Genomic DNA, 26,019 nt, shown 5'->3' on the forward strand with positions numbered 1-26,019 from the left:
TTGCCTGCTCTCGAGCCACGCACCGGCCACGGCCCGGGCGGCCCGTCCCGCCGGGGCAAATGGTCGTAGTGAAAGAATGAACCCGCCCAGATCAGGATGCTGGCTTTCCGCATGAAGCTGCCGGCGCAGCGGCGGCGGCCTTGGTCGTCAGGCGCGGGCGGGTCATGCCGAGGAACAGGCCCCCGACAATGGCCAGCGCGGCGATAATCTTCCAAGGCTGGAGTGGCTCGGACAGATACCAGGCAGATGCTCCGAGCCCGAAGGCGGGGACGAGGAGCGCCAGTGGTGCAATCCGTGACGCGGGATGCCGGGCCAGCAGCCAGTTCCACACGCTGTAGCCAAAGAGGGCGTTGGCAAGGGCCTGCCATAGGACGACCATCCAGCCGCCCCAGCTGGCATGGACAATGCTACCGAGTACCCGGTCGGGGCCGTCGACCAGGAGGGCCGCGGCAACCAGCGGCGGGATCGCGAAAAGGTTGCTCCAGGCGACGAGCGAGATGGCTCGCGCTGGCCGAGCACGGCGCACAATGATGTTCGCACAGGCCCAGGCGAGCGCTGCCCCAAGGACGCAGGCAATACCGAGGATGCTGGCGTCGCCGTCCGCAACGTGCCCGCCGATAACAGCAATGCCGAACCCTGAAATGATAAGGCCCAGGACATCGCGTCGGTCGAGGCGCTCGCTCCCCGTCAGGGCAGCAATGACCGCCGTGAAGAGGGCCTGCATCTGGAGCAAGGTCGAGGCGAGGCCGGGCGAGACATGCCCGTTCATCGCATAGAGCATCAGCCCGAACTGAAGGGCGCCGCTGAGCAGGCCGTAGGAAATGACCGTGAGCGGTCGGACGTCGGGCCAGGGCAGGAAGGGCAGCAAGGGCACCGAGGCAAAGAAGATGCGCAGTGCCCCGAGGGTCAGCGGGGAAAATTCCGCGAGCCCCTCGTGGATCACCACGAAATTGGTTCCCCAGACGGCTACGACCAGCAGGGCTATGGCCAAGTGTCCGGGGGGCACGCCTGGGCTGGCGGCGTGGTGCGAACTCACAGGGTCACCGTGCCGCTGAAGACCGGGACGCAGCGTCCCGCGACTGCGGACCGGATTTCGTCGGCGGTTCGCCAGGCCCGCAGGAACAGCATGCTGGGCCTCCCCATCTCGACACCCTGGACCGCCTGGAATTCCAGCTTGTCCTCGCCGCCTAGCGAGAGAAGGAGTGCGGCGAGCGCCGCATTGGCGCTGCCGGTCGCCGGATCCTCCCAGGTCCCTGCCAATGGCGCGAACATTCGCGCGCGGACCATGTCACCGCAGCGTTCGTAGGCGAGGATCGAGAGGCGCGTGCAGTCCTCGGCCGAGGCAGCTTGCCGGAAGGCGGTGATATCCGGGGCCAGGTCGGCGACACTGCCTTCCACCACTTCGACGAGCAGGAAGTCGATGCCGACGCTAGCGACGAGCGGCGGGTGGCGGGAGGTGACGATCCGGGCCGGGTCGATCGACAGGCACGGTGCCACCATGGCGGCCGGCAGGCCAGGACCCGTCGAAAGCGGCCGGGGCGCCTCGATCTCCACTTTTCCATCGGGACACAGGCTGACCTCGACGATCCCGGCCGGGACCTCGAAGCGCAGCCTGGGACCGCTCGCGAGGCCGAGCGAGGACATGATCCAGGCCGTGCCGACATTGGGATGACCGGCAAAGGGCATTTCCGCCGTGCGGTTGAAAATCCGAACCCGAGCCGTATTCGACGGATCGTCCGGCGGCAGTACGAACGTGGTCTCGCTGTAGTTCATCTCGGCGGCGAGCGCCTGCATTGTCGTTGCATCTAGCCCTTGGGCTTCGGGAAAGACTGCCAGCGGGTTTCCGCCGAAGCGCCGCTTGGTAAAGACATCGACAGTGAAATAGGAATAGGTCGGCACGGGCAGTGGTCCTCAGGAAGCAGGGTCAGGAAGGCAGGCGAAGCGCGGGGCGGTCGGTGGCGTGGCCATAGAGCGCTTCGCCCGCGGCCTTTCCGCCGGGCCCGAACTGGAAGATCTCGCAGGCCCGCATGACCGAGGCATCCAGCTCAGCTTCGTAATGGATGACCATGGCCTGCGCGGGCTCGTCGCAGACCATGCCGATCAGCCGGAAGTGGAGATGGCTGATCCGGTCCAGTGCAGCCTGCCAGTAGGCCCGGATCTGCACCGTTCCCTCAAGCTGGCCTGTCCCGGCGATCCTCGCCGCCATGGGGCTGCGAAAGATCGCGTCTTCCGCAAAGCCGGCAAGGACAGCCTCGGCGTCACGCCGGTTCCAGGCATCGATCCATTCCTCGCCATGGCGGACCATCTGCTCGCGCGTCATCATTGCGACCACCCTCGCAGCGGGGCCTTCGCCCAGCGCATCGTGGCAGCAGACGCAGAGCTTGTTGCCCTCCGGGTCGCGGAAATAGGCCCCATAGTAGTCGGCGTGGTATTGGTGGCGCGGTCCAGGAGCCCCCTCGCTGGTGCCGCCGGCTTCGAGCGCCAGGGCAAAGACAGCATCCACGGTCGGCCGATCGGGGGACAGCAGCGCAACCATGCCGCCATTGGCGGGCGAGGCCGGGCGGCCATCATAGGGCCTGCCGACGATCAGGAGCGGCCGGGCCGCATTGGCAGGCTGCCACGCCGCCCAGCCGACAACCGGATCGGAAAAGCGGGAACGCCATCCCAGTCGCTCGAGGATCGGCCCGTAGAAGGCTTCGGCCCGGTCAAGGTCGTTGGCTCCGAGATAGATGTGCGAGAACATCAGTAGGGCGTCCCGTCCTTGTGGAGGAACCGCCATCCGCCCTCGGCCCAGGTGGCTTCGAGGTCATCCTCCGGATAGGAGCCGCCATCCTCGGGATTGCGGTCACCGATCTCGAGGTAGAGGACGTCCTCGCTCGACCTGTTGACCAGTTGGTGCGCACATCCGCCAGGCGTGAACCCGGCGCACATGCCGGGCTGGAGCAGGAACTCCCCGTCCTCGGTTCGCAGCGTTGGCGTCCCGCTCAGGACGTAGAGGAATTCCTGCTGGTGGCTGTGCCGGTGCAGCAGGGCCGATTCCGCTCCGGGCCGCAGGGTGGTGAGATTGACGCCGAACCGGGTGAGGCCGAAGGCATCCCCCAGCTGCCGCTTGATCCGGCCCGCCATCCGGGTGGCAAAGGGCTCCGGATAGTTGCTCGGCTTGGCGCGTGGAGGAAGGTCGAGGGCGACCAGCGGCTGCCAGCCAGTATTGTCGTCAAGACCATTAGGCATGGGTGTTTCCTTTCGCGAGGGAATGCCCCGTCACGGGGCGGATGATGCCAATGTCCCAGCATCCACCGCCGCTCTCGAGCCAGCGCGCGCTGGACTGCCAGAAGGTGTCGCGATGGCGACTGTGGAACAGGTCGAAATGGCCGACGCGCTCGCACCCGATGTCGGCTGGCTCGATCACCGCGAGCGACCGCCGCGCTCCGGCGTAGTAGGACAATCCGCGCTCGATCGCCGCTGGCGTACCGAAGGGATCATCGCTCGTGGTGACGGCGAGCAGCGGCCCCTGGAAAGCCGCAAGCCGGCGGATAATCTCGGCCCGCTCCGCCCGGGGCAGGCTTTTTTCCATTCGCGCCCCGCGGAAGGCCCACTCGAATGCTACTCCGGCCGGCAGGTCCTCCAGCCACCCGATCCGTCGCCCAGGAAAGTAACCGAGCAGCGCGGTAATTGCCGGCATGGCAACATGCCACTTGAGGCAATGGCTCAGCCGCGCCCAGCGGGCATAATCGCGCCAGTAGGCATATTGCGCGCCGACCGTCAGGACGGCTGCGCAGCGATCCATGCGCGGGGCGAGCCCAGGAATGAAACCGCCGATGCTGTGGCCGACGACCATGATCGGGCGACCTTGCGCGAGCCGCTCCGCTTCATCGAGGACTGCGGCGAAATCGAGTGTGCCCCAGTCGCTGCCGCGATAGCCGCATCCGCGCAACGCTGCCGGCCGGGAGCCGCCGATTCCACGATAGTCATAGGTGATGACATCGTGGCCGCGCCCGGCAAGGAATGCCGCATAGCGATGGTAGTAGCGGGCAAGGACGCCGGTCGCGGGGTTGATGACCACGACGCTGCGTGCTGGGCCGCCGCGCCAAAGCTGCGCTGCCAGCACGACGCCATCGTCGCAGCGGACGTGCAATGCATGCGCCGTGCCGACAACGCCATCACTTGGCTCGACCATTCTGTCGGCAATTGACAGGGCTGGATTCACGTCGCCTCCAAATTGAATCATGGACTCGGCGATTATTGTATCTATTGATCTCTCGATTGCCAGCATTTGTTCACGAGGTGGCCGGTGGGCCAAAATCAACGAGGTAATGGCCGCTCGCGGCAAGGCGAGGCTACAGCGCACGACCGGCAGGCCACGTTGGTCGTGGGACTTGGCATGGTGGCAGCCGCGATCGCATGTGCGCGCGTTGCAAATGTTCATTGGGCAGGCTGGCAATGGGTGCTGGTGCTATTCGTCGCCTTCGACCTCGGCGGCGGCATAGCTTCGGCGTGCATGCCTCCGACGTTGCGCTCCGTTCGCCCGCAAGGCGATCCCTTGCGTCCCTTGCACAATGCGGTCCTTCACATCCATCCGCTCCTTCTCGCGCTGGTCGTTCCGGACCAGGAACTGGACAGCGATGTTCCTGCTCCACGGCGCCGGGGCAGCGGGTGTCGCGGCGGCCGGTCTTGTTCCGACTTCCTACCGCGCGAGCCTCGCGCTGGCATGGAGTGCCGGAGCCATTGCGCTCATCACCTCGATCGGGATCGTCCCTGGCCTCGCATGGCTGGCACCGACCTATCTCCTGAAGCTTGTCGGCTCGTTCGCGGTTCTGGCGCCATGGGAGCAGCAGTCGTGACGTCTACCTGCCCGCGCAATACGCGCGACCTGAATTCTCGCACTTCTTGACTGACAGGGAGCACGCCCATGCCAACACATCCCTCGGATAAGGAATTCATGCGAAGGGCCATAAGCCTGTCGCAACAGGCCATGGCGACTGGGTCAGGCCCACCATTCGGCGCGGTGATCGTCCGCGGCGGCAGGATCGTCGCGGAGGGACTTAACTGTGTCCAATCATGACCCCACCGCCCATGCCGAGATCGTGGCGATCAGGAAGGCCTGCCGGAGCCTCTCCAGCCCGTTTCTCGAGGATTGCGTAATCTATTCGAGTTCGGAGCCCTGTCCGATGTGCCTGTCGGCAATCCATTGGTCGCGGATCTCGGCGATCTACTATTCGACGGATCGCGAGGCAGCGGCCCGGGCCGGATTCGATGACGCCTTGCTCTATGCCGAACTGCAAAGGCCGATCGCCTTGCGCCAGGTTCCGATGTCGCAGGTCCTGCCTCGCGAAGGCCAGCGGACGTTCGACCTTTGGGCCGCGAATGGACATATGGCAGTGCAAACGCGACTGGGGAGCGTGGCAGGCTGAAGCAGGAAGCCTGCCCGATGGCACCGCTAGACGATCATTTCCTCGGGTTCGTCGCGAAGCGCGGCGACCACGCGAAGCGCGCGTTCGAGGTCATCACGGCTGGTCGTCGCCATGATCGACAGCCTGACCCCACCGGCGCATTCGCCGCCAACGAAGGATGCATCGGGCGGGGTGAGGCGAACCCCCTGCTCGCTCGCGCGGCGCGCAAGCTTTTCTGCTCGGATGGCAGGCATCGGCAGCCAGAGATGTGGGGCGCCCTCAGGCATGGGGACAGCTTCAAGGCCCAGGACGCGCTGGGCCATTGCAATCCGCGCCTTGGCTTCCTTGCGCAGGACGGAAGCAACGATCGTGTCCGCACCCAATTCGATCAGCCCGCAGGCCATCTCGACTCCGTAGGGTGGTGCTCCCCAGACCTGCGCCCGCAAGGCGCGCATGATCGCGGAACGCCTGCCTGGTGGCGGCGCGATCACGCCGACGCGCAAGAGAGGCGTCAGGCACTTTGACAGGCTGTTGAGATAATAGGTCCGCTCGGGCGCCAGGTCCTTGAAGGTCGGTGCCTTTCGGGTCGAGTAGACAGAGTAGATGTCGTCCTCGACGATCCAGGCATCGTGCTTCTCGATGACGGCGAGGAGATCGCGGCGACGCTCCTCGCCGGTCTCGAAGCCGATCGGATTGTGGCTGACAGGCGTCAGGTAGACAGTCCTGGCCTTGGTAGCTTCGAGGATCCGGTCGAGGTCATCGGGTTCCATCCCTTCGCCATCATGCCGGACAGGGACCATCTGCATGCCCAGGGATCGTGCGGCGGCGATTGCGCCGGGATAAGTAGCCCCTTCGGTCGCGATCAGCGGCGAGGCGCCAAGCCGGTCCTGGAAGGCCAGGTGGACGCCATGCTGGACGCCGATGGTAACGATCACGTCGTCTTCAGAGAGGCGCAGCCGCGTGCGCGCGAGCCAGTCGACGAGGATGCGGCGCTGGGCGGGCGTTCCGCGTTGATCGGCATAACCGCCGTGCGGCAGGGCGAGGGAAGCGCGCATTGCCCGGTCGGCGGCGGCCTTGAACATGTCCTCGGGAATGACCTGCGGCGGGCCATTGATGGAAAGATCGACGGTGCCGCCCTCGACAGGCGGGATGCGAATGTCGTTGACGAATGTACCGCGCCCGACTTCCCCGCGCAGGATGCCACGCGAACCGAGCAGGTCGAGAGCCTTGGTGACCGTGCCGATGGCAACGCCAGCCTGCCGTGCGAGGACGCGGTGCGTGGGCAGCCTGTCACCAGGCTGGTAGCGGCGCTCGCCAATGAGGCGCTCGACTGCAACGGCCAGTCGCTCATGCAGCGGACCGTCCATTTCGGGCAATTCGATCTTTTCGTCTGGGGCGGTATCCAAGGCTACTCGCAATACAATCTTGTGAATTGTACTATATCGCAGGGATCAGCAGCATAGCCCAGCAGAAAATGGTCCCCCGGGTCGGCGGAATGCCTTCCTCGCGAAGGGACCCGTCGAGGGTGCGTCAGCGCTCGCTTCCCTGGCGCTTGATCTCGTCGACGAGCGCCAGGGCATGGCCGCTGAGGTTCCCGAAGCGCCTGGCGCAGAGCAACAGGCGGCGGTGGGCCCAGCGATCAGAGAGGGGCACGAGACAGAGAGCGTCCGAGCCCAGGCGCTCGGCAGCGCGCAGCGGGAGGATGCCTATGCCGATCCCGGCTTCCACGAGGCGGGCCACCGTCTCGAAGCTGCGCAGGCGCACGCGGTAGTTGATCCGCCGCCCGAGCTTGGCCGCCTGGTCGGCAAGATGGCTGTGGAGCGCTCCGGCGCTCAGGCCCACGAATGGTTCGTCGAGCAGGTCGGGGAAAGCAACGGAATGGCGTGCCCCCAAGGGATGTGACCTCGGGGCAAGCACCACCAAGGTGTCATCAGCCACCTCGGCGGTCTCCAGTTGACCAAGATCGACAGAGTCGGCGACGAGCCCGAATTCGGCGCGCCCTTCGGCCACAGCCGTCACGATGTCGGAACTGGTGCGTTCCTCGATCTCGATGTCAACATCGGGATTGGCCGTCAGAAAGACGCGGATGGCGTCAGGGAGCGGTGCGACAAGGCCTGCGGTGTTCGAGAGCATCCGGATCCGGCCCTTGAGCCCGGAGGCAAAGGCCCTGAGGTCCCCGCGCATGCGTTCGACCTGCGCCGTTACCGTCCTTGCGTGCTGGAGCAGCGTTCGGCCAGCTGGCGTCGCGGTGACGCCGCGCCGGCCGCGCTCGAGCAGCGGGACGCCAAGGACATCCTCCATGCCGCTGATCCGGGCGCTGGCCGAGGCTAGCGCGAGGTGGACTGCGTCTGCCCCGCGAGAAATGCTCCCTGCCTCCACAACGGCGGCGAACAATTTGAGATCGACCAGGTCAAAACGCATGAGCCTTCGTTATCACCGAAGCCTGTTGCCGTATATCCCGCATTGTGGCCTTCAAACAGGCGCTTCAATGCCATGAGCGCCGCTATTCCATCGGCAGGAACGAAGTCACACCCAAGGAGCCGTCCCATGACATCGCAGAACGAGGCCGCCGCACGGCAGTTCGGCCCACAGGCGCAAGCCTATGTCGCAAGCTCGGTCCATTCGGCCGGCCCAGACCTGGAGCGACTGGAGGCGATCGCGCGCGATATGCCCGCAGCACGGGTGCTTGATCTTGGCTGTGGTGGTGGTCATGCCGCCTATCGCATCGCCCCCCATGTCCATGAGGTCGTCGCCTGCGACCTTTCCGCCGAGATGCTGGCCGCGGTCGCTGCCGAGGCGGCACGACGCGGGCTCACGAACATCACCGTGGAGCTGGCGGCCGCCGAGCGCCTGCCCTTTTCGGACGACGCATTCGACTTCGTGGCCTGCCGCCTCACAGCCCATCATTGGGGCGATCTTGACGCGGGACTGCGCGAGGTGTGCCGGGTGCTGCGAGCTGGCGGCAAGGCGGTCGTCATCGACGTCGTCGCGCCCGGCCTGCCTGCCGCCGATACTCATCTCCAGGCGATCGAACTGCTGCGCGATACCAGCCATGTCCGCGACTATCGCATGGACGAGTGGATGGGCGCGCTCGAGCGTGCCGGCCTGCATATCCTCGGTGCCGCGAAACATTGGCTGCCCATGGAGTTTGCCTCCTGGGTGGCGCGGATGAAGACGCCTGAAGCAAATGTCGCGGCGATCAGGGCACTCCAGTCCGGGGCTACCGCCGCGGTGCGCGAAATCCTCGATATTGCCGAGGACGGTAGCTTCCGGATCGAGGTTGCCATGTTCGAACTCGAGGCCCGGCGTGCTCAGGCATAGGCCCTTGCGAAGAATGCGAGCGTGACCAGCGAGGCCAGGGCCAGCGTCACCGCTCGCATCCATCGCGGGGGCAAACGGGTGGCGACACGCGCCCCGAGATAGCCACCGGCGATGGCCGAAGGGGCAAGCAGCAGCACCGCGCGCCACTCGACCGTGCGCATGGCGGCAAAGACGATCAGGGCCGCAGTGTTCGCGGCCGTCACGAGGAATGTCCGGGGCGCCTGAAGGCGCTTGATGTCGCTACGGGTCGCAACGCTCCAGAACGCCATCATCATCAGACCGACGGCACCACCGAAATAGCCTCCATAGATGCCGAGAAGGGCCTGGGCGGCCAGGATCGTCGGGCCGCTCGCCTCGACGTCGCCCCGGAAGTGAGCCGCGAGCCGCTGGCCGAAGGCGAGCGCAAGCAAGGCAAGGAGTAGCAGCCACGGCAGGACAAGGTCGAAGAGCGTGGCCGGTGTCGCCAGTAGCAGCACCGATCCGGCAAGGCCGCCCAGCAACGAAGTGAGTGCCAGGCTCCGAAGCGAAACCCCGGCCACCCCGCCAAGGTCATGACGGTAGACCCAGGCGCTTGCCATGCTTCCTGGATAGAGCGCGACGCTGCTCGAGGCATTGGCGAGCACCGGCGCGACGCCGCAGGACAGGAGGGCTGGCAAGGCTACGAATGAGCCGCCCCCGGCGATCGCGTTCATGGCACCGGCAACGAGGCCCGCAGCGGCAAGGACAAAGATGTCGTTCATGCCGGGATTGTCCGCGCTGGAGGCCGGGGCCCGCAATCTGGATTTTGCGAAGACGCGGCTTCGGGCCAGGCGAAGGCACTGCCTAGCGAGCGCTCCGGCAAAATCACTTCCGCGCCGCCATGCATGGCGGCCATCACCGCAATGGCACCAGGAAGGTCCTTCGCGGCACCCGCTGGTGACTGATGCCGGAAGGCGGTTGGCCCGATGCTTGGGGCTGCCCGCCACCGAATGAGTCGGCGGCGGGCGGAGGCCTGCATGACCCCGACCAAGCTGCTCATAGGACAGATCCTTGTCGTGCTCGCGATCATCGTCGCGGGCATCTGGTCTGCCACCCAATGGGCGGCGGCGGCCCTCGCATACCAGCCGCAGCTTGGCGAACCCTGGCTCCTTTTTCTAGGAATTCCGGTCTATCGACCCTGGTCGATCTTCGTCTGGTGGTTCCAGTACGACGCCTATGCGCCGGTCGTCTTCGACGAGGCCGGTGCAATAGCGGCGGCAGGTGGCCTGGTCGGCTGCGGAGCTGCGATCTTCGGGTCGGTCTGGCGCGCGCGCCAATCGGGCAATGTAACGACCTACGGCTCGGCGCGCTGGGCTGGCCTGCGGGATATCGCCGCCGCTGGCCTGCTGGACGAGCGCGGCGTGATCCTCGGCCGGCTCGGCGCGCGCTATCTGCGCCACGACGGTCCCGAGCACATCATGGCATTCGCGCCGACCCGCTCGGGCAAGGGCGTGGGCCTCGTCGTACCCACGCTGCTCGGCTGGACAGGTTCGGCCGTGATCCACGACATCAAGGGCGAGAACTGGCAACTGACCGCCGGCTGGCGCCAGCGCTTCTCCCACTGCCTCCTGTTCAATCCGACCGATGCCCGCTCGGCCCGCTACAACCCGCTGCTGGAGGTCCGCCGCGGCATCGACGAGGTTCGCGACGTCCAGAACATCGCCGATATCTTGGTCGATCCCGAAGGCGCGCTCGAGCGGCGCAACCACTGGGAAAAGACGAGCCATTCGCTGCTCGTGGGCGCGATCCTTCATGTCCTCTATGCGGAGGAGGAGAAGACGCTCGCCCAGGTCGCCACCTTCCTTTCGGACCCCCAGCGCCCGTTCACCGCGACCTTGCGGCGGATGATGGCTACCAACCACCTTGGCAGCGATGCGGCACCGCGCGTGCACCCGGTCGTCGCCTCGGCCGCGCGCGAGCTCCTCAACAAGAGCGAGAACGAGCGCTCGGGCGTCCTCTCGACCGCCATGTCCTTTCTCGGGCTTTACCGCGACCCAACCGTCGCTGCCGTGACAAGCGCGTCGGACTGGCGGATCGCCGACCTCGTCGAGGCCAAAAATCCGGTCTCATTGTACCTTGTCGTGCCACCATCGGACATCAGCCGCACCAAACCGCTGGTTCGGCTCATCCTCAACCAGATCGGTCGCCGGCTGACCGAGGAGCTGCAGGCGGAGGGCGCCGCGGGCCAGGCTAGCATGCGCGGCAACCGTCATCGGCTTCTCATGATGCTCGACGAATTCCCCGCGCTGGGCCGCCTCGATTTCTTCGAGACGAGCCTCGCCTTTCTCGCCGGCTACGGGGTGCGCGCATTCCTCATCGCTCAGAGCCTCAACCAGATCGAGAAAGCTTATGGCGAGCACAACGCTATCCTCGACAACTGTCATGTCCGCATTGCTTTCGCCAGCAATGACGAGCGCACCGCGAAGCGCATCTCGGATGCCCTTGGCACTGCCACCGAACAGCGGGCCATGCGCAACTATGCCGGTCACCGGCTCGCGCCCTGGCTCGCCCACGTCATGGTCAGCCGCCAGGAGACCGCCCGCGCACTGCTGACGCCTGGCGAGGTCATGCAGCTCAGCCACAAGGACGAGCTCGTGCTGGTCTCGGGCCATCCGCCAGTGCGCGCCAGCAAGCTGCGCTACTATGAGGACAGTTGCCTTGCCGCCCGCGTGCTGCCTGCACCCGCGCTGACTCCTGGCGCGTACCAGGATTTGCCGCCGCAGCGCGCCGACGACTGGGCTGGCCAGGTCCGCAGCGCTGACGAACGGCTCGGCGGCCGCCTCGACCTTGATGACGGCGCCGATGCCGGCGGGCACGAGCAGGCTCGCCACCCCGCGCACGAGATCGAGGTCGTCGCATTACCAGACGCAGAGATCGCCGATCCCCTCGGCCTGGCCGACGACGATGGTGACCAGGCTGCCGAGCGCCGAGCCATGGACCGGGTCCAGGCGCTCGGAGCGGCGCGAGCCGTCTACGCGCTTGATGCCGGGACGCCGCGTCCCGACGACCTCCAGCTGGATTTTTGACCATGGAGAAGGTTCGGCATCAGCTCTTCCTCCCGAGATCCCTTAGCGACAGGCTTGAGGCGCTGGCCGCGAGGCCCGGCGCGACCAAGTCGGCAATCCTGGTCGATGCCTTGACCGCGTGGCTCAATCGCCGCGGCGCGTCCGAGCTCGAGGACCGCTTCTCGATCCGGCTGGACCGTCTGACCCGGGCTATCAGCCGGGTCGACCGGGATACCTATGTGATCCTCGAGACGCTGGCCCTTTTCATCCGCTTCGAGCTCGCGATCCAGACCCCACTTGCCGAGAATGACCAGGCTGGTCGTGCGCTGGGTGCCAAGCGCTTCGAGGCCTTCGTCAACCAGGTGGGCCGCCAGGTCGCGACCGGTCGGCGGACGCTGGGATCGGAGCCGGGCGAGTGAGCGCGCAGCAAGACCCGGCGACGCTTTCGAGCGCGCGACGCCGCGCGATGCTCAGGACCGCGATGGGGCCGGAGATCGCTTCGGCGCTCGCTGACCCCCGGACCCAGGAGATCATGGTCAACCCGGACGGCGCCCTGCGGATCGACCGCCTTGGCGAAGGCCGTATCGACACAGGCGTGCGAATCCCGCCCGCGCAAGTCGAGCGCATCATCCGCCTCGTGGCCAGCCATGCCCGCGCCGAGATCCATGGCGACAGGCCGGTAATCTCGGCGGAGTTGCCGCCCCATGCCGAAGGGCGTGCGGGCGAACGCTTCGAAGGCGTGCTGCCGCCTGTTTCCGAGGCTCCCTGCTTTTCCATTCGCAAGCCTGCCGAGCGGCTCCACCTGCTCGAGGACTATGTCGCCGAGGGCATCATGCCGGCTGAATCTGCAGGGTTGCTGCGCACGGCGGTGGCCGACCGGCTCAACATCCTCGTCGCCGGCGGCACCAGTTCGGGCAAGACGACGCTTGCCAATGCGCTTCTTGCCGAGATGGCCAGTGTCGATGCCCGTGTCATCCTCATCGAGGACACCCGGGAATTGCAATGCCCCCTGCCTGACACGGTCGCGCTGCGGACCAGGGCGGGCGCCGCCTCGATGACCGACCTCGTGCGCTCGACGATGCGCCTGAGGCCCGACCGTATCGTGGTTGGCGAGGTGCGCGGCCCAGAGGCGCTCGACATGTTGAAGGCATGGAACACCGGGCACCCTGGCGGCATCGCCACGGTCCACGCCAACTCGGCCCGCGCTGCGCTCACCCGGATCGAGCAGCTCGTCCAGGAGGCCGTGGTGACCGTGCCGCGGCAACTCATCGCCGAGGCCATCGACATCATCGTCTTCATCGCTGGTCGCGGCGCTGGCCGCCGGGTGGCCGCGGTCGTGCGGGTCGCCGGGTTGGACCCTCGCACCGGTGCCTACGACCTTGCCGATCTTCTCAATCCCCAACCCGAAGGAGATGCTTCATGACCAAGCCCACCCGTTTCCCGATGCCGTCCGCGCTGGCTGCGGTCGCTGCCCTCGCCACTTCCCTCATGGTCTCGGCGCAGGCGCATGCGGCGGGTTCCGGCATGCCATGGGAGGAGCCGTTGCAGCAGGTGCTGGAGTCAGTGCAGGGCCCCGTCGCGAAGATCGTCGCGGTGATCATCATCATCGTCACCGGTCTCACGCTCGCGTTCGGCGAGACAGCCGGTGGCTTCCGCCGCCTGATCCAGATCGTCTTCGGGCTGTCGATCGCCTTTGCCGCGTCGAGCTTCTTCCTCTCCTTCTTCAGCTTCGGCGGCGGGGCCCTCATCGCATGAGCGGCAGCGTCCACCATTCTGCCAGCGGCCACGTCGAGGGCTTCGAAGCGCCAATCCATCGCTCGCTTGGCAGCCCGATCCTGCTCGGCGGCGCACCGCGCGGCATCGCCATCGTCAACGGTACGCTCGCTGCGGCCGTCGGGCTGGGCCTCCAGCAATGGCTGGCCGGCCTGGTGCTCTGGGCGGCGGGGCACAGCCTCGCCGTCCTCGCCGCCCGGCGTGATCCCGACTTCGCCCCGGTGCTCGTCCGGCACCTGCGGCAGAAAGGTTACCTCGCATGCTGAACCTTGCCGAATATCGGTCGCGCGCCGACCGGCTGGCCGATCACTTGCCGTGGGCGGCCCTGGTCGGGCCAGGCATCGTGCTCAACAAGGACGGAAGCTTCCAGCGCACGCTCGCCTTTCGCGGGCCAGACCTTGAGTCCGCCACCGAAGCCGAGCTGATCGGTGCCTGCGCGCGAGCGAACAATGTCCTTAAGCGCCTTGGCAGTGGCTGGGCGATGTTCTTCGATGCCGAGCGGGTGGCCGCCCCCGGCTATCCCGCAAGTCGGTTCCCTGATCCGGCCAGCGCCCTTGTCGATCGCGAGCGCCGCGCTGCGTTTGAGGCGGAAGGCGTGCATTTCGAGAGTCGCTACCACCTGACCCTCCAATGGCTACCTGCCGCCGATGCCGTGGATAGCGCCGGGCGCAGGCTCGTCGACCGGCCAGATGCCGACGGGGCAAGGGACTGGCGAGGGGCGCTGTCGGGCTTCGCGGCCGAGACCGACCGCGTGGCAGACCTCCTGTCGAGTTTTATGCCCGAAGTTCGTGCACTGGACGACAGCGAGACGCTGACCTTCCTCCACGGGTGCATTTCGGAAAAGCGGCATCCTGTCTCCGTGCCGGAAACGCCGGTCTATCTCGACGCGCTGCTGGTCGATACGCCGCTGACCGGTGGGCTCGAGCCGATGCTCGGGGCAAGCCACATGCGAACGCTGAGCGTGCTCGGCTTCCCGAATATGAGCCGGCCGGGCATCCTTGACGCGCTCAATCACCTTGGCCTGCCTTATCGCTGGGTCACGCGCTTCATCGCGCTCGACAAGGCAGAGGCAACCAGGACGCTGACCGGAATTCGCCGGCAGTGGTTCAACAAGCGCAAGTCGGTCAGCGCCCTGCTGCGCGAGGTCCTCTACAACCAGCCGACGCAGTTGCTCGACAGCGATGCGGACAACAAGGTCGTCGATGCCGACGAAGCCCTGCAGGTGCTCGGGCAGGACCATGTCGCATTCGGCTACCTGACCACGACGATCACGGTAAGCGACCGGGACCGGGGCGCAGTCGAGGAGAAGCTCCGCGCCGTCGAGCGCATCGTCAATGGCCTTGGCTTCACGACCATTCGTGAAGGCGTGAATGCCGTCGAGGCGTGGCTCTCCTCGCTTCCCGGCCAGTCCTACGCCAACGTCCGGCAACCGCTTGTCCATACGCTCAACCTTGCGCACCTCATGCCGCTTTCGAGCACCTGGGCTGGCCCTCGCCGGAACGATCATCTCGACGGGCCGCCCCTGCTCCTCGCCAGCACGGCGGGCTCGACGCCCTTCCGCCTGTCAACGCACGTCGGGGATGTCGGCCATATGCTGGTCGTTGGCCCCACCGGAGCTGGCAAGTCCGTGCTCCTCGCCACCCTTGCGCTTCAGTTCCGGCGCTACGAGGGCGCGCAGGTCTATATCTTCGACAAGGGCTTTTCCGCGCGTGCCGCCGTTCTTGCCTGCGGCGGCATGTACCATGCCCTGGGCAGCGACGAGGGCAAGGCGCTCGCTTTCCAGCCGTTGGCCGGAATCGACCGGCCCCTCGAGCGCAGTTGGGCAGCGGAATGGATCGCGGCCCTGCTCGAGCATGAGAAGGTCGCGGTCACCCCGGACGTAAAGGACATGCTGTGGTCGGCGCTGGGCAGTCTCGCCACCGCACCGGCTGAGCAGCGGACGATGACCGGCCTCGCGCTGCTGCTCCAATCCAATGCCCTGCGCACGGCCTTGCAACCCTACACGTTGGACGGCCCCTATGGGCGTCTGCTCGATGCCGCCGAGCAGGGCCTCGAGCTTGCCGACATGCAATGCTTCGAGACGGAGGCCTTGATGGGCCAGGCCGGCGTGGTCGCCCCGGTGCTGTCCTATCTCTTCCACCGCCTGGAGGAGCGGTTCGGCGGCCGCCCGACGCTGCTTATCCTCGACGAGGCCTGGATATTCCTCGACCATCCGCTGTTCGCAGCCCGGATCCGGGAATGGCTCAAGGTCCTCCGCAAGAAGAACGTCTCGGTGGTCTTCGCCACGCAGAGCCTTGCCGACATCGCGGGGTCGTCGATCGCACCCGCCATCATCGAAAGCTGCCCGCAACGCATCCTGCTCCCGAACGATCGGGCGATCGAACCGCAATCCCGGAGCATCTACGAGCAATTCGGGCTCAATGACCGACAGGTCGAGCTGGTCGCAAGGGCGACGCCCAAGCGCCAGTACTACCTCCAGTCTACCCGTGGGAACCGCCTGTTCGAACTGGGTCTCGGCCCTGTCGCGCTCGCGTTCTGCGCTGCCTCCGATCCCGCGACCCAGGCTCGCATCGACGCGCTGCTCGAGGCGGGCGGCACTGACAACTTCGCGGCCCGCTTCCTGCGCACCGCTGGCCTCGACTGGGGGGCTGACCTCCTGGCCCAGGCACCCGAATCCTTGTCCCCCGAAGAAGGAGAATCCTGATGCGAATTCCTGCCCCCGCCCATGCCGTCGCATGCAGCCTTGCACTGGCCTCCGTCTGCGTGACGGGCGCGATACTCGGCCTGCCCGCTGCGCCCGCCCAGGCGCAGATCTCGGTCTTCGACCCGAGTAACTACGCCCAGAACATCCTGACCGCTGCGCGCACTCTCCAGCAGGTCAACCAGCAGATCAGGCAACTCCAGAACGAGGCGCAGATGCTTGTCAACATGGGCAAGAACCTCTCCCGGATCGATTTTCCCCAGCTCGACGCCCTTCAGCAGAAGCTCGCCCAGATCGATCGCCTCATGGGCCAGGCCCAGGGTATCGATTTTCGGGTCGACCAGCTCGACGACCGGTTCCGATCGCTGTTTCCGCAGGACTTTGCGACAGCCCTTCGAACCGACCAGCGCGTGCAGGGCGCCCGCGGCCGGCTCGAGGCCAGCATGGATGCCTTTCGCCAGACGATGACGGTCCAGGCGCAGGTCGTCGAGAACGTGCGGGACGACACCCAGGCGCTCGCCGACATCGTCTCGCGGAGCCAGGGCGCCGAGGGCTCACTGCAGGCGCAGCAGGCGACTAACCAGTTGCTCGCCCTGACGGCAAAGCAGCAGTTCCAGATCCAGCAGATGATGGCCGCCCAGTTCCGGGCCGAGGCCCAGGAACAGGCCCGCCGGGCGACGCAAGGGGCCGAGGCGCGCGCCGCAACGAAGAAGTTCCTCGGTTCCGGGTCGGCCTACACACCGCAGTAGCCCCCACGCGGCAGAAAGCCGATCCGGTCCTGGCGGCAAGGCGAGCCTCCCGCGCCTGCCGTCGCCCGCGGGGCGTGGCCTGCCCCCAGTCACGCCCCGCGGCATCCACCCCCATTCAGGAAGATCACGCCCGTGAACGACCTCAACGTCATCGACCGCTTCATGCAGTCGTTCATTACCTATATCGACAGCGGGTTCGGACTGCTCGGCTCGGACGTGGGCTTCCTGACGTCCGTGCTTATCGGCATCGACATAACGCTTGCCGGCCTGTTCTGGGCGATGGGCGGCGAGGACAATGTCATCGGCCGCTTCGTCCGAAAGATTCTCTACATCGGCGCGTTCGCATTCATCCTGAACAGCTTCTCTACGCTCGCCGACATCATCTTCCGGTCTTTCGCGCAGGCGGGGCTCACCGCTGGCGGCGGCACGCTTGGCGCCGATGACCTGCTCAAGCCAGGTCGGCTCGCAGGGACCGGGTTCGAGGCAGCCTGGCCGCTGCTCAGCCAGGCGAGCGAGATGGTCGGTTTCACAACCTTCTTCGACAATTTCCTGACGATCATGGTGCTGCTGTTCGCGTGGGCCCTGGTGATCATCGCCTTCTTCATCCTCGCGGTGCAGATGTTCGTCACGATCATCGAGTTCAAGCTGACGAGCCTTGCTGGCTTCATTCTCGTGCCGTTCGCCCTTTGGAATCGAACCAGCTTCCTCGCCGAGCGCGTTCTCGGCAACGTGGTCTCCTCGGGCATCAAGGTGATGGTGCTCGCGGTGATTGTCGGCATCGGATCCAATTTCTTCGCCGAGTTCACGGCTGCCCTCCAGGGCCAGGAGCCAGACATTGGTCAGGCCATGAGCCTTGTGCTGGCGAGCCTGTCCCTGTTCGGCCTCGGAATCTTCGGCCCCTCGATCGCAAGCGGCCTTGTCTCGGGCGCTCCCCAGCTTGGCGCTGGTGCAGCCTTCGGCACGGCGGCTGGGGCGGCGGGCATCACCATGGTGGCAGGCGGCGCGGCCGTGGGCGGTGCGCGCGCGCTCGGCGGGGCAGCGCTGGGAGCGGTCCGTTCCGGCACGGCCATGGGTTCGGCAGCAAGCACGACCTATGGCCTTGGCCAGAAGGCGGCGGGCAACTCCTCGGTTAGCGCTGGCCTTGCGGGGGTAGGGAGAGCCGCAGGCAATGCAGTTCGGGCCAAGGCATCGGATGCACTGGGCCTCGGCGAAGCTGCGTCGAACGGACGCCAGGCCGCCTGGAATGCGCTCCACGACACGAAAACGAACCCTGCACAGGCCCAGGCAGGAGGCGACAACGAGGCGGCGCCCGCCTGGGCGCGCGCCATGCGGGCCGAGCAGTCCTCGCGGCATCGCCGGCAGCTGGCCCTTCATGCCCTTCAACAGGGCGACCGAGGCGGCGGAGCCGCCACTCCCGACATCAAGGAAAGGAACGACTAGGCCATGATCTTCAAGCGCAGCGTCCAGCGCTATGGACGCACCCCAATTCCGGAGACGCCATACCAGCGTGCAGGGCCAGGTCTGGGATGACCGGATCGGCTCGGCCCGGGTGCAGGCACGCAACTGGCGCCTCGCGGCCTTCGTGAGCCTCGGCCTCGCCGCAAGCCTGTCGGGCGGACTTGTCTGGCAGTCCCTGCAGAGCCGGGTGGTACCCTATGTGGTCGAAGTCGATCGACTGGGCGAAGCCCGCGCCGTCAGCGAGGCGGCGGCCGGCTACCAGCCAACCGATCCGCAGATCGCCTGGCATCTTGGCCGCTTCATCACGAACGTACGCTCGGCGTCGCTTGACCCTGTCCTGATGAAGCGCGGTTGGCTCGAGGCCTACGATTTTGCGACACGGCGCGGGGCCCAGTTCCTGGGCGACTACGCCCGCAGCAATGATCCGTTCGCACGTATTGGCGAGCGAACGGTATCGGTCCAGGTCACGAGCGTCGTGCGGGCTTCCGACACATCGTTCCAGGTCAAGTGGACCGAGACCGTGTTCGAGCGCGGTGCACGGGCCGGGAGCAGCCGTTGGACGGCCATCCTCACCATCGTGACCAAGCCCCCCGTCGATGCCGACACGCTCCGTCGCAATCCGCTCGGCATCTACGTCGACGCGATCGACTGGAGCCGCGAGCTCGATGGCGAGCCGCAATCCCCATCACCCTCGAGGCCAGTTCCAATGGCCACGCCAACCTCGAACCTGCCACTCGGCTCGCCGCTCGATCCCGGCCTAGCGGCGCCTGCCACCCAGAACGCCAAGGAGGTCCAGCCATGATCATCCGCTCCATGCTTTTCCCCATTGTCGCGCTTGCCTGCGTCCCGGCCCAGGCCCACGAAGGTGCATCGCCCGTGCGCCGAGTGGCCGTCGCCAATCGCAACGCGACCGAGCAACCCGCGGCGCAGGGGTTCATCAACGCAGCGCAGGTCTATGCCTTTTCCGAGGGAATGATCTTCCAAGCCTACACCGCGCCAGGAGCAGTGACCGACATCGCATTGCAGCCGGGCGAAGCCCTCGTGGCCGTGGCGAGCGGTGACACGGCGCGCTGGGTTATCGGCGATACGACCAGCGGGAACGGCGATACCCGGCGAACGCACATCCTCGTAAAGCCGTTCAACGCTGGGCTCATCACCAACCTCGTCATTACCACCGACCGGCGGACGTACCACCTGCGCCTCGCCAGCACGGCACGAACGCCAATGGCGGCGATAAGCTGGACCTATCCCCAGGACGAACTGCTTGCGCTCAAGCGGCAGGCGGAAGTTGCCCGGTCCGCGACGCCGGTCGCAGCGGGCCTCGATGTGGACCAGTTGCGCTTCGACTATGCCTTGTCAGGGGACCGGCCTGCATGGCGGCCGCTGCGCGCATTCGACGACGGACAGAAGACATATATCGAGTTTCCCTCGGGCCTGTCGCAGGGCGAGGCGCCGCCATTGTTCGTGCTTGGGGCCGACGGAAAGGCCGAACTCGCCAACTATCGGGTGCGCGAGCGCTACTACATCATCGACCGCCTGTTCGATGTGGCCGAGCTGCGGCTCGGTCTCAAGAAGCAGCAGGTCGTCCGTATCACTCGCGGGGGCCGGGCGAAGCATCGGAGGGGCGCATGACGGCCGAAAACGCCGGGCAGCCGGCTACGCCCGCCGCCAAGGTCGATCCCGAGACGCTGGTCCTGCGTGCGAGTCCCGCACGGGCCATCCGGTTTCGGCGGGGTGCGATCATCGGCATTGCCGCACTGGGCTCGGCCAGCCTGATGGGCATTGCCTGGATGGCGCTGAAACCCCGGATCTTCCACCGGCAAGCCCAGGAAAGCGAGCTGGCGCAGCCGTTGGGCAAGACCTCGAGCGACGCACTTGCGGCCTTGCCGTCAAGCTATGGCGATGCCCCAAGGCTGGGGCCGCCATTGCCAGGCGACCTTGGCCGACCGATCCTGCGCGCGCAGCAGCAACAGCTCGCGCCGGTGGACGGCGCTGCGGCCGCCCGGACAGGCGCCGACACTGCCGAGGCAGAGAGGATGGCGCGCCTCGCGGAGTTCAAGGCTGCGCGTCAGTCGGGGCTCATGGTCCAGACGAGGCCCGGCGATTCCGCGCCATCGGCAACCGAAGCCAACTCGGAGGGCCAACCGCTCGTCCCGGCAGCAGCGGCGGCCCCGCAGGATCGCAAGACAGCATTCGCCGAGCGGGCGGACCCGGGGGGCGATGCCAATCCGCACGCGCTGATGGCCCCGGCCTCTCCCTACATGCTGTCCGCGGGAAGCGTCATCGCGGCCAGCCTCATCACGGGTATCAATTCGGACCTGCCAGGCCTGGTCACTGCCCAGGTCACACAGAACGTGTTCGATAGCGCAACCGGTCGTTTCCTGCTGGTGCCGCAAGGGGCCCGGCTGGTCGGCAAGTATGACAGCGTCGTCGCCTTCGGGCAGCGCCGCGCGCTGGTAATCTGGCAAAGGATCATCCTGCCCGACGGTAGCTCGCTGCGCCTCGACAACATGCCTGCGACCGATCCGTCGGGCTATGCGGGTCTCGCGGACAAGGTCGATTTCCATAGCTGGGCACTGCTCAAGGGCGTCGCCATGGCGACCTTGCTTGGGGTGGGTTCGGAACTGTCCATCAAGGGCGAGAGCGACCTCGTCCAGGCGATCCGCGAGTCCACGCAGCAGAACGTATCGCGCGCTGGCGACCAGTTGACGTCCCGAAACCTCGACGTCCAGCCGACCATCACGATCCGCCCCGGCGCACCAGTACGGCTGCTGGTGAGCCGGGACCTCATCCTCGCGCCCTGGCGCGGCAATATTGGAGGATAGCCATGGCCGAACTGAAGCTTGCCAAGCTGCCGGACCGCACGCCGGTCAAGCTTGCGATCACGATCACGCCCGACCTGCAAGGCGCCTTGCGTGAATATGCCGCCATCTATGCGGCGGCCTATGGCTGCGAAGAGCCCATCGCTGAACTGATTCCGGCGATGCTGACAGCCTTCCTCGAGAGCGACCGGGCCTTTGTCCGGGCTCGCGAGGCAGCACAGCGGGGGCGGGCATGATTGACCATAAGACGGAGCAGGCATTGCAGCCACTGACGGTCCGGGTCGCCACCGCCGTGCGCATCACGGGCCTCAGTCGCTCGCGGATCTACGAGTTGATCCAGTCCGGGGACCTCGAGACCATCAAGGTCGGCCGGGCGACGCTGATCCAGTTCCGGAGCCTCAGGAACCTGACCCAGACCTAGCCGACGGCCCAGTTGCCGCATCAAGCACGGGGTGACGGCAATCGCTCGCTATTCCGCACTGTCTACCGGATGCGGGGCCCAGTCCTCGAAGCGGGCGGCCAGGTCATCCGGGGGGACGATACGGCCCTTGTCATCGACAAAGGCGACATGGATTTCCGAACCGTCGGACTGGCGCACCAGTCTCATGGGCGGTGTGCGGCCCTGGCCAACCCAGTGATCGGACCACTCGCGCATGGCCAGGAACGGCAGGCGTAGCGCCTCGCCCATCTCGGTGAGGCAGTATTCCTTCCGGGGCCGGCTGCCGTCCGCCTTGTAGTCCTGCTGGGTCATCAGCCCCGAAGCGACGAGGCGCTTGAGCCGGTCGGCCAACACGGTCCGCGGAATTCCAATCTCGGTATGAAAATCGTCATATCGCCTCACCCCGAACAGGGCGCTGCGCAGGATCAGCAACGACCAGCGATCCCCCAGGAAATCGAAGCTCGCCGCCAGCGTGCAATGGCTGATGTGGATCGGGGACTGTCGGCGAAACGGAGGTGTGGCCATGCGGCCCACAATATCTGGGTTGCAAAAACAAATCCAGCCTCTATGCCTAGGTATCAAATATGGACTCAGTATCGATGTGAGGAGGCACCGTCGTGAGCGCAATGAACCTGGCCATTCTCTGGCCAACCGTGGCCCTGGCAGGGCTGATATTCGTCGTCTGGTCCGTTCTGCTGCGGAAGCGCTTCGCCCATATCGCGGCCAACCGGCCCACCGCTGCCGACTTCGCCAATGCGGAAGCTGTCGGCCGTTACTTTCGTCCCGTCGAACGGCCCGCGCAGAACCTTGCCAACCTGTTCGAGATGCCGGTGCTCTACTTCGCGCTGGTGCCACTGCTGATCCTGACGGGCGGTGCCTCGCCTGCGCAGGTCGCGCTGGCGTGGATCTTCGTCGCGCTCCGGGTGGTGCATTCCGCCATCCACATCGGCCCCAATACGGTTCGGACCCGGGCCCGCGTCTATATCGCCTCGAGCATCGTGCTGTTCGCGATGTGGGTGGGCTTCGTCATCGATCTCCTGGCAATCAGCGGAGTTGGCGCATGAGCTTTTCCAAGGGCGACGCCCAGCGGCCCCATGTCCTCATCATCCATGAAGTGGAGGACTACGAGAAGTGGAAGGCTGTGTTCGACGATGCGGCCGCGATCCGGCGCGAGGCCGGAGAGATCGCCTATCAACTGCTGGCCTACGACACGGATGCCCGTCAGGTCGTCCACTTCTCGCAATGGACTTCTCTCGATGCGGCTCGCGCCTTTTTCGAATCTCCGCAGCTCGTCGAAATCCGGCGTATCGCTGGCGTTCGGGCGCCGGAGTTCCGCTACCTCAACCAGATCGAAGCGAGGACGCTTTGATGGTTGCATGTCATTGTCCTGCAGGAGTGAAGCCCCATGTCCGTTCCCGTTAGGCTGAAGCGCCTCACAGCCCCTGACGTCCTTGGTAGGAAGGCTGGCGAGAAACTTGTCGTCCTCACCGCATACCATGCCCAGTCGGCCCGGATGGCTGATCCGCATTGCGACGTCCTGCTTGTCGGCGATTCCCTTGGCAATGTTCTCTATGGCTTCGACACGACCCTGCCGGTGACGCTCGACATGATGATCATGCACGGGCGGGCCGTGGTGGCTGCATCGCGCCGGGCGCTGGTCGTGGTGGACATGCCCTTCGCATCGTATGAAGTCTCGAGAGAGCAGGCATTCGCGTCGGCGGCACGCGTCATGCAGGAGACTGGCTGCGGAGCCGTCAAGCTCGAGGGCGGGGTCCATTTCGCCGAGACCATCGCCTTCCTCGTTGCCCGCGGCATACCGGTCATGGGGCATGTCGGCCTGACTCCGCAGTCGATCCACACGATCGGATCGTTTAGATCCCAAGGAAAGGCCGAGGCCGCCGCCTTGGGCAGCTCCAACCAGCCGGGACCGATCGAGGCTGATGCCATCGCTGTCGCCGAGGCCGGTGCATTCTCGATGGTGATAGAAGCGGTGGTCGAGCCTTTGGCACGGCACATCAGCGAGAGGGTCGCCGTACCCACGATCGGCATCGGCGCGAGCCAGGCTTGCGATGGGCAGGTCCTGGTCCTTGAAGACATGCTGGGGATGACGGAGCGAACGGCGCGCTTCGTGCGCCGGTTTGCGGATCTCGGATCGGAGGCCGATGCGGCAATCGGAGCCTTTGCCGATGCGGTCAGGAAGGGAGCATTCCCTGCCCGAGAACATCTGTATGGGCTGCCCGGAGCATGACCGCTGGGTTGCCTGGGAGTTGCCCTGACATCCGGGAATGCCGATCAGGTATGGCGCTGCGCTCAATTTTACGTTGATCGCATTTAGTCCATCACAAATGCGCCAAATCAGCGATTGTCGAAATGCAAATTGCGGAAATTTTGATAATCTGCTATTTAGGCCGTTATGGCCGAACCAAATCGCAATAGACTAAAATATGTCCTTGATCGGGTTCCGGCTGGCTTCCTGGTCGACTCCCAATGGTTGGGGGCCCATGACGTCGCCAAGAGTTCGGCATCGAACTATGATCGAGACGGCTGGCTCGAGCGTGTTGCGCGGGGCGTCTATCGCCGCCCCTACCCGGGCAAGCCAGCGGGAAATGTTGTCGAATGGAAGATGGCGGTGCTCTCGGCCCAGTGGATCATGGGTTATGATTTCCATGTCGGCGGCATGAGCGCGCTAAGCCTTGAAGGGCACAACCACTATCTCGGCCTCGGCCGCAGCGCGAATGTCTATCTCTACGGCAACGTTCCGTCCTGGTTGTCCAGGCTAACTCTCGACGCTCATTTTGTGATGCGGCGAAGGCAGTTGTTCGGTTCGGAGCCTCTTGGAATCGAGGACCATGACTTCGACCCTGCGGCAGGGACTGGGCCGAACCCCTGGGACTGGCCGATGCGGCGATCGACCCCCGAGCGCGCGGTGCTTGAAGCCCTGAACGAACTTCCGGACCAGGAGAGCTTCCACAAGGTCGACATGCTTTTCCAGGGACTGGCGACGCTGCGCCCCGGCCGGTTGAGTGCCTTGCTGGGCGCCTGCAAGAGCGTAAAGGTGAAGCGGCTGTTCTTCCTGTTCGCCGACCGGCATCGGCATCGGTGGCTGCCGCACATCGATCGCGCTGGAATCGATATGGGCAAGGGGCCGCGCATGCTGGTCGAAGGCGGTCGCTATGCGGCAGCCTATCAACTTGTCGTGCCAGAGGAGTTTGCGGCGGCCGAGCCTGCCAACGAGGTCGGCGATGGCGCGTGAACGCTATGCGGCCCAAGTCAGCCTCCTGGTGAGCGCAATCCCCATCGTGGCCGACGAGCCGGATTTCGCACTCAAGGGCGGCACGGCGATCAATCTCTTTTATCGCGACATGCCGCGGCTCTCGGTCGACATCGACTTGACCTACGTGCCGCTCCACGATCGCGAAACCGCCCTTGCCAACATCGATGCTGCCTTCGATCGCATTGTCGAGCGTGCACGGAAGAGCCTCCGCGGTGTCGATGCGCGACGGATCAGCGGCGGGGGTGACGGCGACACCAGGGTCCTCCTCCGTTCCGCCGATGCCGAAGTGAAGATCGAAGTTTCGCCCGTTCTTCGAGGCACCGTGAAGGCGCCGCACATCATGCGGGTCACGGATGCGGTGGAGGAGGCATTCGGCTTTGCGGAAATGCCGGTGCTTTCCTTCGAGGACATCTATGCCGGCAAGGTCTGCGCGGCACTTGATCGCCAGCATCCACGCGACCTCTACGATATCCATCTGCTCTACCAGCACGAAGGCATCAACGACGACCTGTTCCGAACCTTTCTGGTCTATGCCGCCTGCTCGGGCCGCCCGATCCACGAATTGATCGATCCCAACCGCATCGATATCGACCGTGCCTTCGCGCAGGAATTCGACGGCATGACGATCGAGCATGTGCCGCTCGAAACGCTCCTCGTCGCCCGTGAGCGCCTGATCGAGGATATCCAAGCACGGACCAATGGCGCCGCGGCGGAATTTCTCCTGTCTCTCCACGATGCGCAGCCTGACTTCAGCCTGATTGGCTTGCCAGAAGCGGCGAACCTCCCTGCGGTTCGGTGGAAACTGATCAATCTCAGGAAGCTCATGGCGCTAAACCCTGAGAAGCATGCCGATCTACGTAGTAGGCTCAATGCTGCAATCGGCAGATAATGCAGGCCTCTTAGGTCTGGCGGCTATCGCCCTCACAGCGGACGTTGCAGGAACCTGACGACGAAACGGGAAAGCGCCCAAGGCGCTGGGAACAGTTGGGTTGCAAAAGCAAATCCAGCCTATATAGCTAGGTATCGAATCTGCACTCAGATTGATTTTGCGACGTGGAATCAGCGCATC

Annotated in this window: 28 protein-coding genes and 2 pseudogenes; 21 read left to right on the plus strand and 9 right to left on the minus strand. The window is 65.7% G+C overall.

Going from position 1 to position 26,019, the window contains the following annotated elements; genetic code table 11:
- Positions 1 to 91 precede the first annotated feature (91 nt).
- The 5 genes from ACWNC0_RS07075 to ACWNC0_RS07095 are packed head-to-tail and all read right to left on the minus strand — an operon-like array spanning position 92 to position 4,207.
- On the minus strand, positions 92 to 991 hold the full coding sequence (locus tag ACWNC0_RS07075) for an EamA family transporter (RefSeq protein ID WP_449470586.1): 900 nt from the start codon (positions 989 to 991) through the stop codon (positions 92 to 94).
- Positions 992 to 1,032: 41 nt separating this feature from the next.
- Complete coding sequence (locus ACWNC0_RS07080; RefSeq protein ID WP_449470588.1) at positions 1,033 to 1,899, minus strand: PhzF family phenazine biosynthesis protein; 867 nt, start codon at positions 1,897 to 1,899, stop codon at positions 1,033 to 1,035.
- A gap of 25 nt (positions 1,900 to 1,924) precedes the next feature.
- The gene (locus ACWNC0_RS07085) at positions 1,925 to 2,743 is read right to left on the minus strand and encodes a nuclear transport factor 2 family protein (protein WP_449470589.1); all 819 of its coding nucleotides are present in this window, start codon (positions 2,741 to 2,743) and stop codon (positions 1,925 to 1,927) included.
- On the minus strand, positions 2,743 to 3,231 hold the full coding sequence (locus tag ACWNC0_RS07090) for a cupin domain-containing protein (RefSeq protein ID WP_449470590.1): 489 nt from the start codon (positions 3,229 to 3,231) through the stop codon (positions 2,743 to 2,745). Before ACWNC0_RS07090 ends, ACWNC0_RS07085 begins: the two co-directional genes overlap by 1 nt.
- Positions 3,224 to 4,207 carry an alpha/beta hydrolase family protein gene (locus ACWNC0_RS07095; protein WP_449470591.1) on the minus strand — a complete coding sequence of 328 codons (984 nt, stop codon included), beginning with the start codon at positions 4,205 to 4,207 and terminating at the stop codon, positions 3,224 to 3,226. Before ACWNC0_RS07095 ends, ACWNC0_RS07090 begins: the two co-directional genes overlap by 8 nt.
- Before the next feature lie 415 nt (positions 4,208 to 4,622).
- Between ACWNC0_RS07095 and ACWNC0_RS07100 the strand changes: the two genes are divergently transcribed.
- Both ACWNC0_RS07100 and ACWNC0_RS07105 read left to right on the plus strand, forming a co-directional pair.
- Positions 4,623 to 4,841, plus strand: a complete 219-nt coding sequence (locus tag ACWNC0_RS07100; RefSeq protein WP_449470592.1) for a hypothetical protein — start codon at positions 4,623 to 4,625, stop codon at positions 4,839 to 4,841.
- Between the two features lie 131 nt (positions 4,842 to 4,972).
- Positions 4,973 to 5,411, plus strand: a pseudogene (locus ACWNC0_RS07105) (nucleoside deaminase).
- Between the two features lie 26 nt (positions 5,412 to 5,437).
- On the opposite strand, the gene ACWNC0_RS07110 reads toward ACWNC0_RS07105, so the two are convergent.
- Together ACWNC0_RS07110 and ACWNC0_RS07115 are read right to left on the minus strand one after the other, a co-directional pair.
- Entirely contained in the window at positions 5,438 to 6,796 is a 1,359-nt protein-coding gene (locus tag ACWNC0_RS07110; protein ID WP_449470594.1) for an aminotransferase-like domain-containing protein, read from the minus strand.
- 124 nt (positions 6,797 to 6,920) lie between these two features.
- The gene (locus ACWNC0_RS07115) at positions 6,921 to 7,811 is read right to left on the minus strand and encodes a LysR family transcriptional regulator (protein WP_449470595.1); all 891 of its coding nucleotides are present in this window, start codon (positions 7,809 to 7,811) and stop codon (positions 6,921 to 6,923) included.
- A gap of 126 nt (positions 7,812 to 7,937) precedes the next feature.
- On the opposite strand from ACWNC0_RS07115, the gene ACWNC0_RS07120 reads away from it, so the two are divergent.
- The gene (locus ACWNC0_RS07120; protein WP_449470596.1) at positions 7,938 to 8,711 is read left to right on the plus strand and encodes a class I SAM-dependent methyltransferase; all 774 of its coding nucleotides are present in this window, start codon (positions 7,938 to 7,940) and stop codon (positions 8,709 to 8,711) included.
- On the opposite strand, the gene ACWNC0_RS07125 is transcribed toward ACWNC0_RS07120, so the two are convergent.
- On the minus strand, positions 8,702 to 9,451 hold the full coding sequence (locus ACWNC0_RS07125; RefSeq protein WP_449470598.1) for a sulfite exporter TauE/SafE family protein: 750 nt from the start codon (positions 9,449 to 9,451) through the stop codon (positions 8,702 to 8,704). The two genes, ACWNC0_RS07120 and ACWNC0_RS07125, sit on opposite strands and share 10 nt — an antisense overlap.
- Before the next feature lie 255 nt (positions 9,452 to 9,706).
- Between ACWNC0_RS07125 and ACWNC0_RS07130 the strand changes: the two genes are divergently transcribed.
- The 13 genes and pseudogenes from ACWNC0_RS07130 (at position 9,707) to ACWNC0_RS07190 (ending at position 21,658) form a co-directional block, all read left to right on the plus strand.
- The gene (locus ACWNC0_RS07130) at positions 9,707 to 11,755 is read left to right on the plus strand and encodes a conjugal transfer protein TraG (protein ID WP_449470599.1); all 2,049 of its coding nucleotides are present in this window, start codon (positions 9,707 to 9,709) and stop codon (positions 11,753 to 11,755) included.
- 2 nt (positions 11,756 to 11,757) lie between these two features.
- On the plus strand, positions 11,758 to 12,153 hold the full coding sequence (locus tag ACWNC0_RS07135) for a CopG family transcriptional regulator (RefSeq protein ID WP_449470601.1): 396 nt from the start codon (positions 11,758 to 11,760) through the stop codon (positions 12,151 to 12,153).
- A 47-nt stretch (positions 12,154 to 12,200) separates the two neighbouring features.
- Complete coding sequence (gene trbB / locus ACWNC0_RS07140) at positions 12,201 to 13,157, plus strand: P-type conjugative transfer ATPase TrbB (protein ID WP_449474559.1); 957 nt, start codon at positions 12,201 to 12,203, stop codon at positions 13,155 to 13,157.
- A gap of 20 nt (positions 13,158 to 13,177) precedes the next feature.
- Positions 13,178 to 13,489, plus strand: a complete 312-nt coding sequence (locus ACWNC0_RS07145) for a TrbC/VirB2 family protein (RefSeq protein ID WP_067535036.1) — start codon at positions 13,178 to 13,180, stop codon at positions 13,487 to 13,489.
- Positions 13,486 to 13,773, plus strand: coding sequence for a VirB3 family type IV secretion system protein (locus tag ACWNC0_RS07150; protein ID WP_449470602.1), 288 nt, complete (start codon positions 13,486 to 13,488; stop codon positions 13,771 to 13,773). The genes ACWNC0_RS07145 and ACWNC0_RS07150 overlap by 4 nt, the downstream gene beginning before the upstream one ends.
- The gene (gene trbE, locus ACWNC0_RS07155) at positions 13,767 to 16,211 is read left to right on the plus strand and encodes a conjugal transfer protein TrbE (RefSeq protein ID WP_449470603.1); all 2,445 of its coding nucleotides are present in this window, start codon (positions 13,767 to 13,769) and stop codon (positions 16,209 to 16,211) included. Before ACWNC0_RS07150 ends, trbE begins: the two co-directional genes overlap by 7 nt.
- Positions 16,211 to 16,957, plus strand: a complete 747-nt coding sequence (gene trbJ, locus ACWNC0_RS07160) for a P-type conjugative transfer protein TrbJ (protein WP_449470605.1) — start codon at positions 16,211 to 16,213, stop codon at positions 16,955 to 16,957. The genes trbE and trbJ overlap by 1 nt, the downstream gene beginning before the upstream one ends.
- Positions 16,958 to 17,089: 132 nt before the next feature.
- Positions 17,090 to 18,397, plus strand: a complete 1,308-nt coding sequence (gene trbL, locus ACWNC0_RS07165) for a P-type conjugative transfer protein TrbL (RefSeq protein WP_449470607.1) — start codon at positions 17,090 to 17,092, stop codon at positions 18,395 to 18,397.
- Positions 18,398 to 18,400: 3 nt separating this feature from the next.
- Positions 18,401 to 19,217 (plus strand): annotated as a pseudogene (gene trbF, locus ACWNC0_RS07170) (conjugal transfer protein TrbF).
- A complete protein-coding gene (gene trbG, locus ACWNC0_RS07175) occupies positions 19,214 to 20,047 on the plus strand; it encodes a P-type conjugative transfer protein TrbG (RefSeq protein WP_323809718.1) in 834 nt (277 codons plus the stop codon). The pseudogene trbF and the gene trbG overlap by 4 nt, the downstream one beginning before the upstream one ends.
- Positions 20,044 to 21,240, plus strand: a complete 1,197-nt coding sequence (locus ACWNC0_RS07180) for a TrbI/VirB10 family protein (protein WP_449470608.1) — start codon at positions 20,044 to 20,046, stop codon at positions 21,238 to 21,240. The genes trbG and ACWNC0_RS07180 overlap by 4 nt, the downstream gene beginning before the upstream one ends.
- Before the next feature lie 2 nt (positions 21,241 to 21,242).
- A complete protein-coding gene (locus ACWNC0_RS07185; RefSeq protein WP_323809720.1) occupies positions 21,243 to 21,473 on the plus strand; it encodes a DUF2274 domain-containing protein in 231 nt (76 codons plus the stop codon).
- Positions 21,470 to 21,658: a helix-turn-helix domain-containing protein gene (locus ACWNC0_RS07190; RefSeq protein ID WP_449470609.1), complete on the plus strand. Its 189-nt coding sequence runs from the start codon at positions 21,470 to 21,472 to the stop codon at positions 21,656 to 21,658. The genes ACWNC0_RS07185 and ACWNC0_RS07190 overlap by 4 nt, the downstream gene beginning before the upstream one ends.
- A 48-nt stretch (positions 21,659 to 21,706) precedes the next feature.
- Here ACWNC0_RS07190 and ACWNC0_RS07195 read toward each other — a convergent pair whose 3' ends face one another.
- Positions 21,707 to 22,201 (minus strand): winged helix-turn-helix transcriptional regulator, encoded by a 495-nt coding sequence (locus ACWNC0_RS07195; protein WP_449470610.1) that lies wholly within the window; start codon positions 22,199 to 22,201, stop codon positions 21,707 to 21,709.
- A 101-nt stretch (positions 22,202 to 22,302) separates the two neighbouring features.
- Between ACWNC0_RS07195 and ACWNC0_RS07200 the strand changes: the two genes are divergently transcribed.
- From ACWNC0_RS07200 to ACWNC0_RS07220, 5 genes are all read left to right on the plus strand, one after another.
- Entirely contained in the window at positions 22,303 to 22,740 is a 438-nt protein-coding gene (locus ACWNC0_RS07200) for an MAPEG family protein (RefSeq protein ID WP_449474560.1), read from the plus strand.
- A complete protein-coding gene (locus ACWNC0_RS07205) occupies positions 22,737 to 23,045 on the plus strand; it encodes an antibiotic biosynthesis monooxygenase (protein WP_449470612.1) in 309 nt (102 codons plus the stop codon). Before ACWNC0_RS07200 ends, ACWNC0_RS07205 begins: the two co-directional genes overlap by 4 nt.
- 36 nt (positions 23,046 to 23,081) lie before the next feature.
- A complete protein-coding gene (panB, locus tag ACWNC0_RS07210) occupies positions 23,082 to 23,924 on the plus strand; it encodes a 3-methyl-2-oxobutanoate hydroxymethyltransferase (protein WP_449470613.1) in 843 nt (280 codons plus the stop codon).
- A gap of 165 nt (positions 23,925 to 24,089) precedes the next feature.
- Entirely contained in the window at positions 24,090 to 24,929 is an 840-nt protein-coding gene (locus ACWNC0_RS07215) for a type IV toxin-antitoxin system AbiEi family antitoxin domain-containing protein (protein ID WP_449470614.1), read from the plus strand.
- Positions 24,919 to 25,839, plus strand: coding sequence for a nucleotidyl transferase AbiEii/AbiGii toxin family protein (locus ACWNC0_RS07220; protein ID WP_449470615.1), 921 nt, complete (start codon positions 24,919 to 24,921; stop codon positions 25,837 to 25,839). Before ACWNC0_RS07215 ends, ACWNC0_RS07220 begins: the two co-directional genes overlap by 11 nt.
- Positions 25,840 to 26,019: the final 180 nt, after the last annotated feature.

Source organism: Sphingobium chungangianum (genome assembly GCF_977014255.1).